At 74.8% G+C, this 15,925-nt stretch carries 11 protein-coding genes and 1 pseudogene; 8 read left to right on the top strand and 4 right to left on the bottom strand.

Translation table 11 applies throughout. The features are described 5' to 3' along the window. Positions 1-4 precede the first annotated feature (4 nt). Positions 5-1,363 carry a VWA domain-containing protein gene (locus ABH931_RS38340; protein ID WP_370124374.1) on the bottom strand — a complete coding sequence of 453 codons (1,359 nt, stop codon included), beginning with the start codon at positions 1,361-1,363 and terminating at the stop codon, positions 5-7. A 355-nt stretch (positions 1,364-1,718) separates the two neighbouring features. Here ABH931_RS38340 and ABH931_RS38335 point away from each other — a divergent pair, with 355 nt between their 5' ends. The 3 genes from ABH931_RS38335 to ABH931_RS38325 are packed head-to-tail and all read left to right on the top strand — an operon-like array spanning position 1,719 to position 7,782. Then, positions 1,719-2,810, top strand: coding sequence for a hypothetical protein (locus ABH931_RS38335; protein WP_370124372.1), 1,092 nt, complete (start codon positions 1,719-1,721; stop codon positions 2,808-2,810). An 11-nt stretch (positions 2,811-2,821) separates the two neighbouring features. Further along, on the top strand, positions 2,822-4,693 hold the full coding sequence (locus ABH931_RS38330) for an HSP90 family protein (protein ID WP_370124370.1): 1,872 nt from the start codon (positions 2,822-2,824) through the stop codon (positions 4,691-4,693). Then, a complete protein-coding gene (locus ABH931_RS38325; RefSeq protein ID WP_370124368.1) occupies positions 4,690-7,782 on the top strand; it encodes a hypothetical protein in 3,093 nt (1,030 codons plus the stop codon). Before ABH931_RS38330 ends, ABH931_RS38325 begins: the two co-directional genes overlap by 4 nt. Before the next feature lie 94 nt (positions 7,783-7,876). Here ABH931_RS38325 and ABH931_RS38320 read toward each other — a convergent pair whose 3' ends face one another. Continuing rightward, a complete protein-coding gene (locus ABH931_RS38320) occupies positions 7,877-9,100 on the bottom strand; it encodes a styrene monooxygenase/indole monooxygenase family protein (protein ID WP_370124366.1) in 1,224 nt (407 codons plus the stop codon). Between the two features lie 195 nt (positions 9,101-9,295). Between ABH931_RS38320 and ABH931_RS38315 the strand changes: the two genes are divergently transcribed. After that, complete coding sequence (locus ABH931_RS38315) at positions 9,296-10,021, top strand: DUF4232 domain-containing protein (RefSeq protein ID WP_370124364.1); 726 nt, start codon at positions 9,296-9,298, stop codon at positions 10,019-10,021. A gap of 18 nt (positions 10,022-10,039) precedes the next feature. Here ABH931_RS38315 and ABH931_RS38310 read toward each other — a convergent pair whose 3' ends face one another. Further along, the gene (locus tag ABH931_RS38310) at positions 10,040-11,308 is read right to left on the bottom strand and encodes an MFS transporter (protein WP_370124362.1); all 1,269 of its coding nucleotides are present in this window, start codon (positions 11,306-11,308) and stop codon (positions 10,040-10,042) included. A 91-nt stretch (positions 11,309-11,399) separates the two neighbouring features. Between ABH931_RS38310 and ABH931_RS38305 the strand changes: the two genes are divergently transcribed. Together ABH931_RS38305 and ABH931_RS38300 are read left to right on the top strand one after the other, a co-directional pair. Further along, positions 11,400-12,446: a winged helix-turn-helix domain-containing protein gene (locus ABH931_RS38305; RefSeq protein WP_370124360.1), complete on the top strand. Its 1,047-nt coding sequence runs from the start codon at positions 11,400-11,402 to the stop codon at positions 12,444-12,446. Beyond that, positions 12,439-13,533 carry an ADP-ribosylglycohydrolase family protein gene (locus tag ABH931_RS38300; RefSeq protein WP_370124357.1) on the top strand — a complete coding sequence of 365 codons (1,095 nt, stop codon included), beginning with the start codon at positions 12,439-12,441 and terminating at the stop codon, positions 13,531-13,533. Before ABH931_RS38305 ends, ABH931_RS38300 begins: the two co-directional genes overlap by 8 nt. Before the next feature lie 26 nt (positions 13,534-13,559). Here ABH931_RS38300 and ABH931_RS38295 read toward each other — a convergent pair whose 3' ends face one another. Then, on the bottom strand, positions 13,560-14,612 hold the full coding sequence (locus ABH931_RS38295; RefSeq protein ID WP_370124355.1) for an MBL fold metallo-hydrolase: 1,053 nt from the start codon (positions 14,610-14,612) through the stop codon (positions 13,560-13,562). A 156-nt stretch (positions 14,613-14,768) separates the two neighbouring features. Here ABH931_RS38295 and ABH931_RS38290 point away from each other — a divergent pair. Together ABH931_RS38290 and ABH931_RS38285 are read left to right on the top strand one after the other, a co-directional pair. Further along, a pseudogene (locus ABH931_RS38290) lies at positions 14,769-15,254 on the top strand (HD domain-containing protein); the annotation flags it as partial. Then, a complete protein-coding gene (locus tag ABH931_RS38285) occupies positions 15,228-15,680 on the top strand; it encodes a DUF6508 domain-containing protein (RefSeq protein WP_370124404.1) in 453 nt (150 codons plus the stop codon). The pseudogene ABH931_RS38290 and the gene ABH931_RS38285, both read left to right, overlap by 27 nt. Positions 15,681-15,925: the final 245 nt, after the last annotated feature.

Below are 15,925 nucleotides of genomic sequence, written 5' to 3'. Positions count from 1 at the left end.
ATGGTTACTGAACCCTCCACACGGCCACGCGCCAGCGCGCGAGCCAACCGAAGACCAGACCGCTGAGCAGGCCGATGAGGGCGAGTAGCCCGACCAGCGCCCACCCCGAGCCCAGCCACGTCGCGCCGCCGCCCGCCGCGACCGCGCCGGGGACGACGTCGATGCTGAGCTCGACGGGAAGCCCCGGCTGGTTGACGGTGCCGGCTGTCGGCACGCTGAGTGCGTTGGCGACGGCCAGGCAGAGCATGCCGTCCGTCGAGCCTGGTGAGCCGTCAGCGGAGGGTGAGGCCACCGGGGTACTGGTGTCGTCCGAGGAGGCGGACGGCGAAGCGGATCCGGACGACGCGTCCGTTCCCGTGGCCGGCGCCTGGGCGCGCAGCCCGGTGGAGACCACGTCGTCGCGTCCGTTCCCGGTGCCGGCCCCTCGGGCCAGCTCCCGGCCGTCCGCGGTGGTGGCGACCATCGTGATGTCGTAGTGCGGCTGGACCGGCCGGTCGATGGCGATCGACGCGGACGCGCGCAGCTCGGACCCGGCCGGCACGGCCACGCGGTACCAGTGCTCCTGCTGCGGGTTCTGCCGGTCGGTCCACACGCCCGGGGTCAGCACGGGCGCCGTCGCGCACGAGTCGGCGCCGGTCGTCGGCGCCGGCGGCGTGGCGGTCTGCGTCGTGCCGGACTGGACGAGCTGGGTGAGCCGCGTGCTGAGCTGGCCCTCGGTCCGCACCTCGGTGTAGGTGCCGCCGGTGGCCTGGGCGATGCAGGTCAGCTGGCGGCGGACCTTGTCGTCCTCGGTGAGGCCGAGGGTGTCGACGGTCAGGTGCGTGCCGTCGGCGGCGAGGGCGCGCGCGACGTCGCAGGGGTCCGGCGGCGCGCAGTCGTCCTGGCCGTCGGTGACCAGCACGATGTGACGGCTGGAACTGTCGACGCCCAGGTCCTTGGCGGCCTCCCGCAGGGCGAGCCCGATCGGGGTCCAGCCGACCGGGCGCAGCGTCGCGACGTCGGTCTTGATCTCGACCCGGTCGAGCGGGCCGATCGGCACCGCGAGCTGCGTGTCCTTGCAGCCGACGGCCTTGTCGTTCCCGGGGTAGGTGGCGCCGAGCGTGCGCAGACCCACCTGAGCCTGGTCGGGCAGCGCGTCGACGACCTCGTCGAGTGCGTGCTGCGCGGCCGATATGCGGCTCATGCCGCCGATGTCGGGCGTCCGCATCGAGCCGCTGGCGTCGAGGATGAGCTCGACCTTGGGCGGGGGTTGGGTGGTGGAGTCGGAGCTGTCCGCGTGGGCGGTCGTGGGGAGACCGCCCACAAGGGCCAGTGCGGCGAGCCAGGCCGCTGTCCCGGCCGCCACCCTTCTGAAGATGATCACCGGGCGATCGTACTGATCTTCGAAGGCCGCCTTGATCACGAGGGTGCCGACGCCAACTGGGGTGTGGCCGACGCATTCGAGACCGGGACCCCGGGAGGGCGCCGCGGCCGCCAGGCCGCTGCCCCGGCCGCCGGGGGCGCCTCCGGCCGGTCCGGCCCGGCCGAACCGTCCGGTCCGGCCGGGCTGTGCCGACGATTCGGGACCACTCCACGCATACGGACCGGTCCGGACCACGACGCCCCCTCCGAGCTGCGGCGGGGGCACGAAACGTGGTGTCGTCGTGTCGGAGGAGTCGGCTACCCTGCCGCTGCCGACCGCGTGATTCGCCGCCGGGTCGGTCAGGGGAAGGAATCAAGTGTCGAACGTCTCGTTCGTGGGCCCGGCCGTGGTCGCGGCCGTGCTGGCCGCGCGTGCGGCCGCGAAGGGGGGCGGGGCCTCGCGTGCCACGCGTCCGTCCGGGCCCAAGCCGGTGTCGATCCAGCACGACTTCGAGGATCCGGAGGTCGCCGCGCTCCGCGCGGCGGTGCGGGGTGGTGACTGGGACGCGGTCGCCGCCGTGTTGCAGCCGTGCCGGGACCGCGGTGACCACAACCGGCTGATCTGGCTGATCGGCTGCGTCGAGGACCTCGGCGGCAACTTCCTGCTCGACATCGGCGGCCGCCGCGCCGAGGACCCGCTCGCGCGGACCGTGAGCGGCGCCCGGCACATCGCGTGGGCCTGGGAGGCCCGCTCGGGCGCGCGGGCGTCGCAGGTCAGCCGGGAGCAGTTCCAGCTGTTCCACGATCGGCTGCGCCTCGCCGAGGAGCACCTGTACGCGGCCGTGGAGCTGGACCCGGAGTCGGCCGCGCCCTGGTGTTCGCTGGTCACTTCCTCGCGCGGCCTGCAACACGGGGCCGACGTGACGCGGCGACGGTTCGAGGCCGGGGTCCGGCGCGCGCCGACCAGTGCGACGCTGCACCAGGCGATGATGCTGCAGATCTGCGCGAAGTGGGGCGGGTCGCACGAGGAGATGCACGCCTTCGCCCGCGAGGCGCTCGCGCAGGCGGCGCCCGGCAGCTCCATGGGCGCGTTGACGGCGACCGCGCACATCGAGCACTGGCTCGACCTGCCCCAGGCGGAGCGCGCCGCGTACATCCGCGGCCCCGAGGTGGTCGAGGAGCTGCGCCGGGCCGCCGCCGCCTCGGTCCTGCACCCGGACTACGCGCCCACGGTGTCGCCCTACCCGGCGCTCAACGCCTTCGCCATGGCGTTCTGGCTGGCGGGCGACGTGGCAAGCGCGCGCCCGCTGTTCGAGCGCATCGGCGACCACCCGACCCGTTCCCCCTGGGCGTTCTGCGGCAATCCCGGACTGGTGTTCGCCAAGGCCCGCCAGGAGTGCCGCAAGGGCAAGGCGCCCGGGACATCCAAGCTGCCCATGTTGCCCAAGCTGCTCAAGCGATCGAAGTAGGAGCAAGACCAGTGACCTCCAGCGAGCCGGGCCACACGTTCCAGGTCGACCTGCGCGGCCTCGTCGACCTGTTGTCGCACCACCTCTACTCGTCTCCCAAGGTCTACCTGCGGGAGCTGATGCAGAACGCCGTCGACGCGATCACCGCGCGGCGCCTGCTCGACCCCGCCGCGCCCACCCGGATCACCATCCGCACCGGTGCGGTGGGCGGCGGCATCACCGTCGAGGACACCGGCGTCGGCCTCACCGAGGCGGACGTCCACACCTTCCTCGCCACCATCGGCCGCTCCTCCAAGCGCAACGCCGACGGCGACCTCGACCTGTCGGCCGCCCGCTCCGACTTCATCGGGCAGTTCGGCATCGGCCTGCTCGCCTGCTTCGTCGTCGCGGACGAGATCACCGTGGTCTCCCGCAGCGCCAAGGAACCCGGAGCGCCGGCCGTCGAGTGGCGTGGCCGCAGCGACGGCACGTACAGCATCCGAGCGCTGCCCGCCGGCACCGTGCCCCAGCCCGGCACCACCGTGACGCTCACCCCGCGCGCCGACGGCAGCGAGTGGCTGGAGCCCGGCAACGTACTGCAACTGGCCCGCCACTTCGGCTCGTTGCTGCGCTACGACGTCACCGTCGTGGACCGGCACGGCGACAGCAGCCGGGTCAACGACACCCCGCCGGTGTGGGAGCGCGCCCACCCGTCGCCGTTCGCCCGCCGGGAGGCGCTGGCCGACTACGGCAAGGCCGTCTTCGACTTCGCCCCGCTGGACACCATCGACCTGGACATCCCGCTGGTCGGGCTCAAGGGCGTGGCCTTCGTGCTGCCGACGCCCGCGCACCCGACCCGGCGGTCCGGCAACCGGGTGCACCTCAAGGGCATGCTGCTGTCCGACCAGGCCACCGAACTCGTCCCCGACTGGGCCTTCTTCGTCGCCTGCGTGGTGGACACCACCGGCCTGCGCCCGACCGCCTCGCGCGAGGCGCTGTACGAGGACGAGACGCTGGCCGCCGTCCGCGACGCCATCGGTGACCGGGTGCGGCAGTGGCTGACCGGCCTGGCCGCCTCCGACCTGGCGACGCTGCGGCGCTTCCTGGACGTGCACCACCTCGCGGTCAAGGCGCTGGCCCGCTACGACGACGAGCTGTTGGCGCTGCTGCTGCCCTGGCTGCCGTTCGAGACCACCGACGGCCAGGTCACCCTGGACGAGTTCGCCCGCGCGCACCCGACGGTGCTGGTCACCCAGACCGTCGAGGAGTTCCGGCAGGTCTCCTCGGTCGCCTCGGCCGCCGGGCTCGGCGTGATCAACGGCGGTTACGTCTACGACCGCGAGCTCGTGCACAAGCTCCCGCAGATCCGCCCCGGGGTGACCGTGGCCGATCTGGACCCCGAGACCGTCACCGCGCACCTCGACAGCGTCGACCCCGCCGCCGAGCTGGCCGCCGCGCCGTTCCTGGCGCGGGCCCGCGCGGTCGCGGACCGCCTCGACACCGACGTGGCGCTGCGCGCCTTCCAGCCCGTCGGCGTGCCGGCCATGCTGGTCGACAACCGGGAGGCCCGGCACGACCGGCGCCGCGCCGAGCTGTCCGCCGGGGCGGACGACCTGTGGGCGGGCATCCTGGGTTCGCTCAGTTCCCAGGCGCCGCGCGCCCAGCTGATCCTGAACCACTTCAACCCGCTGATCCGCAAGCTCGCCGAGCTGGCGGCGACGGCGGACCCGCAGCTGTCGGAGACGGCGATCGAGGCCCTGTACGGGCAGGCGCTGCTGCTCTCCCGGCGACCGCTGCGGCCCTCGGACCACGCGCTGCTGAACCGCTCGTTCCTGGGCCTGCTCGAGTACGCGGCGCAGTCGGCCGCACCCACCAACGGCGCCACACCGGAGGAGAAGCGGTGACGACCACGCCCAGCACGCGCGACGAGTTCTTCGAGGCGCTGCGCGAGACCCGGGAGCGCCCCAAGGGGCGTGCCACCGCCGCCGTCGTGGAGGAACTCGTCGACGCCGCCGAGACGTTCGGCGACGACGAGGTCACCGTCTCCACCCTGGTGGAGCTGATGCGCGCCTACCACGGCAGCGGCGAGGCGGTGAAGTACCCCGTCACCTTCGCCCGGCTGCTTCAGCTGTGGGACGCCAACCCCAAGGCGTTCGACGAGTGGGAGACCCACCAGCTGTTCTGGTACTTCAAGTGGGTCACCTCCGGCCTGCTGGTCACCCCGGACGTGCCGCTGGCGTCGATCCGCGGCTGGATCGCCGAGATGCGCCGCCGCTACGAGGCCGCCGGTCACGACCTGCAGCCGGTCTACGGCGAGGAGTACCAGCTCGCCGGGCACCTGGGCGAGAACGAGCTGCTCGCCTACGAGCTGTGGGCCACCCGCGGCCGGACGGACCTCAGCGACTGCGCGGCCTGCGAGGCGCGCCAGCGCGGTGACCACCACTTCCGGCACGGCGAGGACGAGCGCGGCCTCGCGGAGCTCCAGCCGACCTTCGACGGCCGGCACAGCTGCGACGAGGAACCGCACAGCAGCCAGACGCTGGCGCTGCTGCCGCTGCTGCGGCTCGGCCGCTACGACGAGGCCAGGGCGATGCACCTGGGCGCGTACCGCAAGGTGCGCGGCAAGGAGGCGGAGCTCACCGACATCGGGCGCCACCTGGAGTTCTGCGCGCTGACCGGCAACGAGGCGCGCGGCCTGGAGCTGCTGTCGCAGAGCCGTGCGTCGTTCGGTTTCGCCGCCTCCCCGTCGGGGCGGCTGGAGTTCCTGACCGGCGTCCAGGTGCTGCTGGCGCGGCTGGAGGAGACTGGTCACGGCGCGCTGCCGTGCGCCGGACCGCTGGGAGCGGAGTGGACGGTCGCGTCGCTGCGCGCCTCCGTCGCCGCCCAGGCCGAGGAGCTGGCGGCGCGCTTCGACGCCCGCAACGGCAACGACGCGTTCACCGCGCGCCGCCGCGAGCGGCTCGACCGGCGCCCGCTGGTGGCCCAGCTCAACCTCGGCGTGCAGACGGCCGCCCTGGTCCGGACCGCGGAGGCGGTTCCCGTCGATGCGGCGTCCGCCGACACGGCGTCCGCCGGTGTCACCGGAACGCCCGGCTCCGCCGCGGTGGCGGAGCTGCCCGAGGACTTCGCCGAACTCTTCGCCGAGGCACGCCGGTTGGACGCCTTCGGGCATCCGCGCGCGAAGCAGGCGTGGGACACCCTCCTGGCGCGCGTCGAGCGCGGGGACGCCGGTGAGCTCTCCGGGCTGAAGCGTGCCGACATCGCCTCCGAGCTGGCGCAGCGCGCGGTGCAGCGCAAGGACTGGGACGCGTGCGCGGCGCACCTCGACGAGGCGGTGGCCCTCTACACGGCGGCGGGCGAGGAGGCCCGCGCCGTCGCCGCACAGGCCCGCGCCGTCTGGTGCGCCGCCACACGGTCGGACGTCACGGACCGGGTCGCGGCGGTGGAGGCCGCCGAGGCGGCGTTCCCGGTGCTCGACGTGCTGCTGTCCCGCGTCGACGCGCTGACCGTGCCCGGCGAGGGCGAGGGCGACGGTGCCGCCGACGGCGAGGGCGACAACGACGCTGCCGCCGACGGTGACAGCGCCGAGGAGCGCCGGCGCGTGGCCCTGCGCCGCAAGCTGGTGGTGCGCAACTCCCGTGTCTTCGTGGCCCGGCACGCCGCACTGCGCGCGTCCGGGGCGGAGCGGCAGGAGCGGCAGGAACGTTGGGCCGCGGTCTTCGCCGAGGAGGCGCGGACGCTGATCGCCGAGGCGGCGGCCGCGGGACTGTGGTTGCAGTCGTCGGTGGCGTACGAGGTGCTGGCGGAGTTCCGGTCCACCCACGGCGCGGCCGTGGAGGGTGAGGCCGCCGCCCGGCAGGCCCTCGCGATCTTCGAGGAGCAGGGCTGGAGCTGGCGGGTGCCGCGGGGCCGGCTGCTGCTGGCCCTGGCACTCGGCGGGCAGCGGCGCTTCCCCGAGGCGATGGCCGAGCTCGAACGCGGCCTCGCGGAGGCGCCCGCCGACCTCGCCCAGGACGAACTGACGCCGCTGCACCGGATGCTGGGCACGATGGCGATGCAGCAGCGGCAGTATCCGACGGCCGTGCGCGCCCTCTCGGAGACGGCGGCGCGGCTTGACCGCGAGGGTGAGGCGCTGGAGGCGCGGGAGATCCGCCTGTACCTGGCCCGGGCCCTGCGGGCGCAGGGTTCGGTCGGCGACGCCGCAGCGGTGCTCGAGTCGCTGCTGGACCTCACCGGCCCGGCCGAAGCGGCCGTCGACGCGACCGGTCCGGCGTCCGGGGACGGCGAGCCGTCCCCGGCGGACCAGCTGACCGCGCAGATCCGGGTCGACCTCGCCAACGCGCTGCTCTCGCTGAACGAGCCCCGGGACGCCGCAGCGCAGTTCCTCCAGACGGCGGACCTGGTCGGTCGCTGGCCGGACAGGGCCCCGCTGACCGCCGCCGCGGCGGGCGCGGCGGGCGCGTTGGCCCAGGCCGGGAACTGGGACGGCGCCCGTGCGGCGATCGAGCGGGCGCTCGAGTCCAACCGGGAGGCGCCTTGCCTCCCCGACGTGACGGACGCGTTGCGCACCCTCGCCATCGAGGCGGTGGACGCACGCGGCGCGGACGGGGCGGACGAGGCCCTCGGCTACGTCGACCGGGCCGATGCTGTCCGTGAGGAGTTGGCCGAGGCCGCCCGCACGCAGTTCCGGAGCGTGGAGGTCGACCTGGCACAGAACCTCTACGTGCGCGGTCGCGTGCTGGGTGGGGCGGGCCGTCCCGAGGAGGCCCTGCCGTTCTTCGAACGCGCCGTCGCCACCTACGACGCCGCGGGCTTCGCGCAGGCCCCGCCCCGTTTCGAGGCGGTGCGCCTGGCCGCGCTGGTCGAGGGCCGCGCCCTCGACCGCGCCCCCGCCGCGCGGCTCCGCCTCGACCGCGCCGCGGCCGAGGCCGACGCGGCCGGCCTCCCGGACGCCGCGGCGACGCTGCGGCGCCTGCGCGGCTCCCTGCAGTAGCGGTTCGTCCCGGCTCCGCCCCAGGGCGGAGCCGGGACGTTCGCGCGCCCGGCGCGAGCCGGGCACCGGCGGTGGTTACCGCGACGGCAACTGCTCAGCCCGCGACGGAGGCCAGGTACGCCTCGGTCGCGGCCGGGTCCATGAGCCAGAGGAAGAAGTCACGCGGGTCGTCGAACCCGTTGACGAAGCGGCGGGCGACCACCGGGCTGCCGTTGGCGGCGCCGAGGACCTGAAGCACGTGCGGGGGCGGCGGCGCCAGCAGGGCGTTGGTCCACGTCGTGACGTACTGGGCGTAGTCCCAGTAGCGGGCGAAGGTGGCCTCCATGAAGGCGCGGTCGAACGGCCGGTCCCCGTGCTCCAGGATGCTGGCGAGGTAGGACGCGGCGCACTTGCTCGCGTTGTTCGAACCCTGGCCGGTGATGGGGTCGTTGAGCACCACCACGTCGGCCAGGCCCAGCACCGCGGCGCCCGACGGCAGTTCGCCCACGGGCTTGCGGACGGTCGGCGCGAAGCGCCCGGCCAGCACGCCGCCCGCGTCGGTCAGGGCGACCTCCGCGCAGCGCTCGGCCTCCCAGGGGAAGAACTCCCGCAGGATCTCCAGCGACTTGGCCAGGTGCTCCTCGGGCGTGGTCACCTCCGCCCAGCAGTCCATCGGGCCGCCGGGGACACCCTCGAAGACCATGATGTCGCAGGGGCCGGAGGTGGTCAGGGCGGGGAAGACGAAGTACTCGCCCACGCCGGGAACGATGTTGAAGTTCACCGCGGAGTGGTCCGGGCGCGGCGTCATGCCGGTGACGTAGGTGAGGGCGAGGGCGCGCTGCGGCTGGTCGTACGGGGAACGGGCGGCGTCGCGCTCGAAGACCCCGGAGATCTTGCCCTTGCCGGCCGCGACGATCACCAGGTCGCTGGTGCGGGTGTACTCGTCGAGGTCCTCGGCGGTCACGTCACGCAGGACCAGGGCGCCGCCGCGGCGCTCGAACTCCTCCATCCAGACGGGGATCTTCACCCGCTGGTCGACCGAGCGGGCGGGCGCGTCCAGCCGCGAGGACCAGGAGAGCGCACGCCCGCCCTGGCCGTCCGCGACGCTGACCGCGAGGCCGTGCACGGCCGGGCACTCGGCGTCCCAGAAGTCGAGCCCGAGCACCCGCTCGTGGCTGAGGGCGGTCCCGAACATGCACTGGCTCGACAGGACGCGACCCTCGCGTATCTCCTGTCCGGTGCGGTCCGAGACGATGGTCACGTCGTAGCCGTGGCCGAGCAGGCCGAGGCCGAGTTGCAGGCCGGACTGGCCCGCGCCGACGATGGTGATCTTGCGCATGGATCGCTGTCCTTGCTGCCGGGGTTGGCGGTCGCAGCAGAGAATAGCCTTGGCCAGCGGCGTTGTCGGGAACTCCTGCTGATCTCCGGTCAGCCCCACGGCCGGCCCGGGGTGAGACCGAGCGGTGGCCGGGCCGGGACGCGGCTGTGACGTGGCGGGAGCAACCCCGGCCGGGGTCTGCTCGTCACATGAGGCATGAAGAGAAACTCCGCTTACGGACTCCTTGCGGCCGCGGCCCTCTGCCTCACGCTCTCCGCCTGCACCAGCGCCGGGTCGGGCGGCTCGGCGAACTCCCCGTCCCCCGGTGGGGCCACCGGCTCGACGTCGACGGCCGGTAGCACCGGCGGCGCCACCACCGGTGGTGGCAGCACGGGAAGCAGCACGGGAGGGGGCTCGACCGGAGGCTCCACGGGGTCGACCACGGGCGGCTCCACCACGGGCAGCTCCACCACGGGCGGCTCCACCGCAGCGGCCGGGCCCGCCGCCTGCACCGGCTCGCAGATCACCGTCGGTGTGGGGCCGAACGACGGCGCCGCCGGGCACATCGCCGTGGGCCTGTTGTTCACCAACGTCACCGGCGCGCCCTGCACCCTCTACGGCTACCCGGGCGTGGCCATGCTCGACTCGGCCGACCACCAGGTGGCCCAGGCCACGCGCACCCTGCGCGGCATGATGGGCGGCGCCGCCCCGGGCGCGACGTCCCCCGCCTCCGTCGTCGTCCCGGCGCACGGCCACGTCTCCGCCCGGCTGGAGTGGAGCGACGTCCCCCAGGGCGGCCTCAGCCAGTGCCCGACCTACGCAGGCGTCCTGGTCACCCCGCCCGGCACCAAGACCTCCACCCGCATCATCTCGTTCCAGCCGGTCGCCTGCACGGTCCAGATCCACCCCGTGGTCCCGGGGGACAACGGCAACCAGCAGTAGACCGTCCGCCGTCCGCCGTCACCGGGGCGCCGGGGCCGTCGCCGCAGGTGCCGGATCCGGGCTCCCGGGGACGGCGTGCGGCAGCCGGCGCACCGCGCGCGAGGTGAGCGGCAGCAGCACGAGAGCGATGTAGAGCAGACCGGCGGCCGTCGTCACGGTGCGGGGGCCGAACGCGGCAGCCGCCGGACCCACCGCCAACTGGCCTATCGGGATCGCGAGGTAGGAGAACAGGTCGTCGTAGGCGCAGACCCGGGAGAGCAGTTGCCGGGGCACGTGCTCCTGGAGGGAGGTGTCCCAGCTGATGGAGGAGACGGTGAACCCCAGCCCGCCGACGAAGGCGGCCACGAGCAGCCAGGGGACCGGGAGGCCGGCGCCGAGCGCCAGCACCAGGAGTGCGGAGAGCACGCCGGCCAACTGCCCGACGGCGAGGAACCGGCGCACGGTGAGGCGGTAGAGGAGGCTGCTCATCAGCAGCATTCCGACGCCGCGCACACTCAGCAGCAGTCCCCAGGTCGCCGCCGACCCCTCGCGGGCGGTCAGCTCGGGGCCGAGGATCTGCCAGGTGCCGGTCTGCACCAGGTTGACCCCGCAGAACGCGAGCGTGACCCGCCACAGCCACGGCGTGCCGCGGAAGGCGTCCCAGCCCTCCCGCAGCTCGCGGGTGAGCCCCCGTCGGGTGGCGGGCGCGGCCGTCGCTCCGCCGCCGCGCGGCAGCCGCGCCAGGCAGACGGTGGCGAGCAGGTAGCTGACCGCGTCCAGCGCGATGGCCACCCCGCCGCCGGCCGCCACCACGAGCACGCCGCTGAGGCTGGGGCCGAACACCTTGGAGCCGTTGCGGACACTGCCGAGCAGCGCGTTGGCGCGCTGCAACTGGGCCGGGTCCACGAGCTCGGGCAACAGGCCGCGCAGCGCGGGTGTGGTGAAGGCACTGAGCAGCCCGTTGAGGAACTCCAGCCCGGCGACCGCGCCGAGGGAGTAGTGCCCGCTGAGCAGCAGCGCGGCGACCGCGCCCTGGGTGAGCGCGGCGCCGAGGTTGGACACCAGCAGCACCGTCCGCCGGGGCAGCCGGTCGGCCACGGCTCCGCCGATCAGCAGGAAGCCGAGCATCGGCAGCATGCGGGCGGCCAGGACCACGCCCAGGTCCCCCGCCCGCCCGGAGGCGTCCAGCACGGCGAAGGCCAGGGCGACGGGCGCCATGGCGCTGCCGCTCAGGGAGACGGTCTGTCCGGCGAAGAACCAGCGGAATCCGGACCGCCGCAGCGGTGAGTCGGAGGAGAGTGTGAGCACCCGCCCGAGCGTGCCGGTCCCCGCGGACGCACACTAATCTTTCGCCTGCTGCCGAAAGGTGGCAACGGCGGAGAGGAGAGGAGCGGGTCCGATGGTGCTGCTGCGGTTGGACTCGCTCGCGTTGTCGCGGTCGCGCTTCGCGCTCTCGCCCGCCGCCGAGACGCTCGGCGCGTTGATGGTCCTCTCGCGCCCGTGCGTGGACCCCTGGCTGGCGCGCTGGCACGAGCGGCACCGCACCGCCCTGCGGGCCACCCTCGCCGCCGATCCCTTCGCCCAGGGCCTGGCCCGGCTGGTCAGTTCCACCAAGTACCTGCCCGACCACGTCTCCCTCCCGCCGACCGGCGGCATGCGGACCCGGCTCGCCGACGAGCTGGCGCAGATGTGCGCCGTCTCCGACGACGAGATCGCCGCGAGCCTGGAGCTCGCCGTCGAGGCCAGCTGGGAGGAGCACGACCTGGGTTCCTGGCTCACCGGCCGGAACTTCGCCGCCCGCACCGCCCAGCTCTACCGCCACACCTGGGACACGCACCTGGCCGCCGACTGGCCGCGCCGCCGCGCCCTGCTCGAACGCGACGTCACCTACCGCGCGGGTCTGCTCGCCGCCTACGGCTGGCCCCGGGCGCTGGAGAGGATGTCCCGGCGGACCGAGTGGACCGGCACCGACGCCATCCGCTTCAGCGACCGACCCGGTCCGGACCGGGTGGTCGGCCCCGAGGGCATGCTGTTCGTCCCCTACACGGGCAGCCGGGGCAGCTGGCTCTGCGAGGCCGAGGACGGCCCCTACGCGCTGGTCTACCCCGCGCGCGGGCTCGGCGCCGGGCCGTCCGCCTCCGCCGCCGGACGCGAACGCGCGCTCGCCCGCCTGCTCGGGTCGGGCCGCGCCGCGATCCTGCGGGCCCTGGCCCGCCCCGCGACGAGCAGCGAACTCGCCGCCGAACTCGCCCTCTCCCTCGGCACGGTGGGCGGCCACCTGGCCGTCCTGCGCGAGGCCGACCTGGTGGTCGGCGCGCGCTCGGGGCGCCGCGTGGTCTACCGTCGCACCGAGGCGGGCGAGGTGCTCGCCTCGGGGAGTACGGGGGAACACGATGACGACAGGGATTTCGGGGCAGGGACGGACACCGGCGACGACGGTGGCTGAGGGACCGGCGGGTTCGACCGAGGGCGCACGGGCGACCGCCCCGGCCGACGCGGCCGGGCCGACGCGCGCCGAGCGGGTGCGCGGGTGTCTGCTCGGCGGGGCGCTGGGCGACGCCCTCGGCTGGCCCGTGGAGTTCCAGCGCCTGGAGCGCATTCTGGACCGTCACGGGCCGGAGGGCGTCCGCACGATGGCCGCCCCGCACGGCGGCCTCGCCGAGATCACCGACGACACGCAGATGACGCTGTTCACCGCCGAGGGCCTGCTCCAGGCCGACGCGACCACCTCGACGTCCGTCGTGCCCGCCGTCCACGCGGCCTACCGGCGGTGGCTGCGCACACAGTGCGAGGCCGCGCCGCAGCCGGGAGAGCCGGGAGAGAGCGGCCTGCTGGCCGAGCCCTGGCTCTACGCCTCCCGCGCGCCCGGCAACGCCTGCCTGTCCGGGCTGGAGTCGCACGCCGTCCCACCGGCCTCCGTCCCCGTGCCGTCCGGCGGTCGCGGCCCGGTCAACCCCGACTCCAAGGGCTGCGGCACGGTGATGCGGTCCGCGCCGTTCGGCCTGCTCGGTCTCGGCCCCGAGCGCGCGTTCCGGCTCGCCTCGGACTGCGCGCAGCTGACGCACGGCCACCCGACCGGCGCGCTCGCCGCAGGCGCGTTCGCGGCGCTGGTGGAGCACCTGCTCGCGGGCGCCGCCCCGGATGCGGCGGTCGCGGCGACGATCGCGCAGACCGCCGCGCTGCCCGGCGCGGAGGAGACCGTCGCGGCCCTGGAGCGCGCGGTGCGCGTCGCGGGCGAGGGCGCGCCCGACTTCGACGCGGTGGAGCGCGTCGGCCTGGGCTGGATCGCGGAGGAGTGCCTGGCGATCGCCGTCTACGCCCTGCTGGCCGCGCCCGAGGTCGGCCCGCGCCGGGCGCTGACCCTCTCCGTCACGCACTCCGGCGACAGCGACTCCACCGGCGCGGTCTGCGGCAACCTCCTCGGCGCGGCGTACGGCGAGGACGCGCTCCCGGCCGACTGGCTCGCCGCGATCGAGGGCACCGGGACGCTGCTGCGCGTGGCCGACGAGCTGGTCGCCGCCGCGACCGACTGAGGCCCCGGGCGTGCCGACGCCCCGTCTCAGGGCAGCGGCACGCCCGGGTACTCCAGCTCCCAGGCGAGTTGGGCGAGCGCCTGCATCTGCACCAGCATCGGTGCCTGTGGGGTCTCGTCCAGGTGCCGGTACTGCAGGCCGACCGTGATCGACAGCCGTTCGCGCAGGTGCAGCGCGGGATAGCGGTTCTCCGCCGCGATCCGGCGGGCCGCCTCGGTGGCGGGCGCACCGGACGCGTGCAGGTCCTGGACGCGGTCCCGCAGATGGCAGAGGTAGTCGCGGTGGGCGAGCACACCGGCGCGGTCCAGTACCGGACCGTGGCCGGGCACGAAGACCGTCGCGTCGGTGGCCAGGACGCGGTCGCAGCCGTCGATGACGTTCTCCAGCGGGCCCGCCCAGTGCACCGGGTGGTCGCCCGCTTCCTGCTCGGTCGCGGCGAAGACGATGTCGCCGCTGAAGCAGACCCGCTGGCGCGGCAGGTAGGCGATGAGGTCGCCGGTGGTGTGCGCGGGCGGCAGCTGCGTCAGCTGGACGGGGATGTCGCCGACGGCTATCTCCACCTCGCCGGTGAAGGTCAGCGCGGGCTGCGGCAGGCGCGTCTCGGGCCAGCGGTAGCGGCCGAAGTGACGGCTCAGGTACCAGCCGACCAGCGTGCCGGGATCGGCGTCGTGGACGAGCCGGTGCAGGTCGCACGGGTCCGGTTCGTGGGCGATGTGCGTGGCGGCCGCGCGGGTGTAGACGACCCGGGCGTCCGGCACCGCCTCCCAGCCCCACAGGTGATCGCCGTTGCCGTGGGTGACGAGCAGCCAGTCGATGGCGGTGCCCTCGGCCAGCAGGGGCCGGCACAGGGCCAGGAACTGGTCGGCCAGGGTCCGGTCGTAGGGGGTGTCGATCCAGGCGGCACTCGAACCGGCGGTCACCAGGCCGCAGTTGGCGAGCCCCCAGCCGACGCCCGGGAGGGGGCGCCAGACGTGCACGCCGTCGGCGACCCGCCGCAGCTCGCCCCGGACGGGCGGGTGCGGTGCGCGGGCGGCCGGAACGGTACGGGCGATGGCTTGATCGGTGCGGTCCGCGTTCATGGTCGTTGATTGTCCGATGAACTGGCCGCGGATGCGAGCCCGGGCCACCCGGCGGTTCGCTTCCGTCTCCGTCGTGTGTCCCGGGGCGTTCCTGCTCATGTCACGCGCGACACTGGTCGGGTGGGGGCGAACCGAGACAGGAAGAGGTCGGAGCAGATGCCGCAGCGCACGCCGGAGAGCGGGCAGTCGGAGCGGACGGCGAACCTGACCCTCGCCGAGGTCGAGGCGGTCGCCCGTGCCGCGCACGCGGCGCAGGTCGACAAGGCCGGTCGTCCGTACGCCGAGCACCTTGCCGCGGTGGCGCTGGGCACCGCGCAGCACGGCGGCGACGAGGCGCAGATCGCCGCGGCCTGGCTGCACGACGCCGTCGAGGACGACGTGCTGACGGCCGAGTGGCTCGCGGCTGCGGCGCTGCCGCAGCGCACCAAGGACATCGTCCTCGCCCTCACCCGCCGCGAGGGTGAGGGCCTGGCCGACTACACCGCGCGGATCCTGGCCACCCCCGGGGCGGTGACCGTCAAGGACGCGGACCTGGCGAGCAACTCGGCGGCGGACCGCCTCGCGCTCCTCCCGGACCCGGCGCTGCGGGCGCGGCTGACGGCCAAGTACGAGCAGATGCGCCGTCTGCTCCACCCCGATGCGTCCTCGCCGCTGCCGACGGGCGGGGGCGAGGCGGGCGACCCGGGCGACGCTGCCCTGCTGGCCGGCCTCGACCGCGGCGCGGCGGCCTGGGGCCGCCTCGGCGAGTTCGCCGCGGGGTGGGCGGTCCAGCCGGGCGACGCGGAGTGGGACGGGCGCCACCCCGTCTACGGCCCCCGGGTCCAGTCCGTCACCGACGCGCTCGCCGCCGTCGGCGCGGTCACCCCGGCGTACGACTGGAACGCCTACGCCTACCCGCCCCTCGCCCCGGACGGCTCCCTCACCGCGGCCGACGCCGTCCGCACGGCCACCGCGGTCCTCCGCGGCGAACGCTTCACCGCCGGCACCCTCCTCGCCGCCTGGAAGAACGGCCGCCTCAACGCGACCGTCCGCGCCCTGACCCTCTGGTACGAGACGGGCGAGGAGTAGCGGCTCCTCCCCGAGCCTTCGGCCGGGAGGCGCCCCCTGCGTGGGCGCGACCGGCCTCGGCTTGAGCTCCCGCAGGTCGTTGTACTGCCGGGGGCGCGAGGCTCGCCGATATGCGGCTCCTCCCCGAGCCTTCGGCCGGGAGGTGCCCCTTGCGTGGGCGCGACCGGCCTCGGCTTGAGCTCCCGCAGGTCGTTGTACTGCCGGGGGCGCGGGGCTCGCCGATATGCGGCTCCTCCCCGAGCCTT

Source organism: Streptacidiphilus sp. MAP12-33 (assembly GCF_041261265.1).
GTDB lineage: Bacteria > Actinomycetota > Actinomycetes > Streptomycetales > Streptomycetaceae > Streptacidiphilus.
Note: the sequence above shows the minus strand (reverse complement) of the source record. Positions and strands in the feature narration are given on the sequence as shown.

What these genes read in the sequence shown, in the direction of transcription:
- ABH931_RS38305 (WP_370124360.1), top strand. Translation starts at nt 11,400, where the DNA reads ATGGTGCTGCTGCGGTTGGACTCGCTCGCGTTGTCGCGGTCGCGCTTC.
- ABH931_RS38285 (WP_370124404.1), top strand. Translation starts at nt 15,228, where the DNA reads ATGCGCCGTCTGCTCCACCCCGATGCGTCCTCGCCGCTGCCGACGGGC.
- ABH931_RS38315 (WP_370124364.1), top strand. Translation starts at nt 9,296, where the DNA reads ATGAAGAGAAACTCCGCTTACGGACTCCTTGCGGCCGCGGCCCTCTGC.
- ABH931_RS38295 (WP_370124355.1), bottom strand. Translation starts at nt 14,612, where the DNA reads ATGAACGCGGACCGCACCGATCAAGCCATCGCCCGTACCGTTCCGGCC.
- ABH931_RS38320 (WP_370124366.1), bottom strand. Translation starts at nt 9,100, where the DNA reads ATGCGCAAGATCACCATCGTCGGCGCGGGCCAGTCCGGCCTGCAACTC.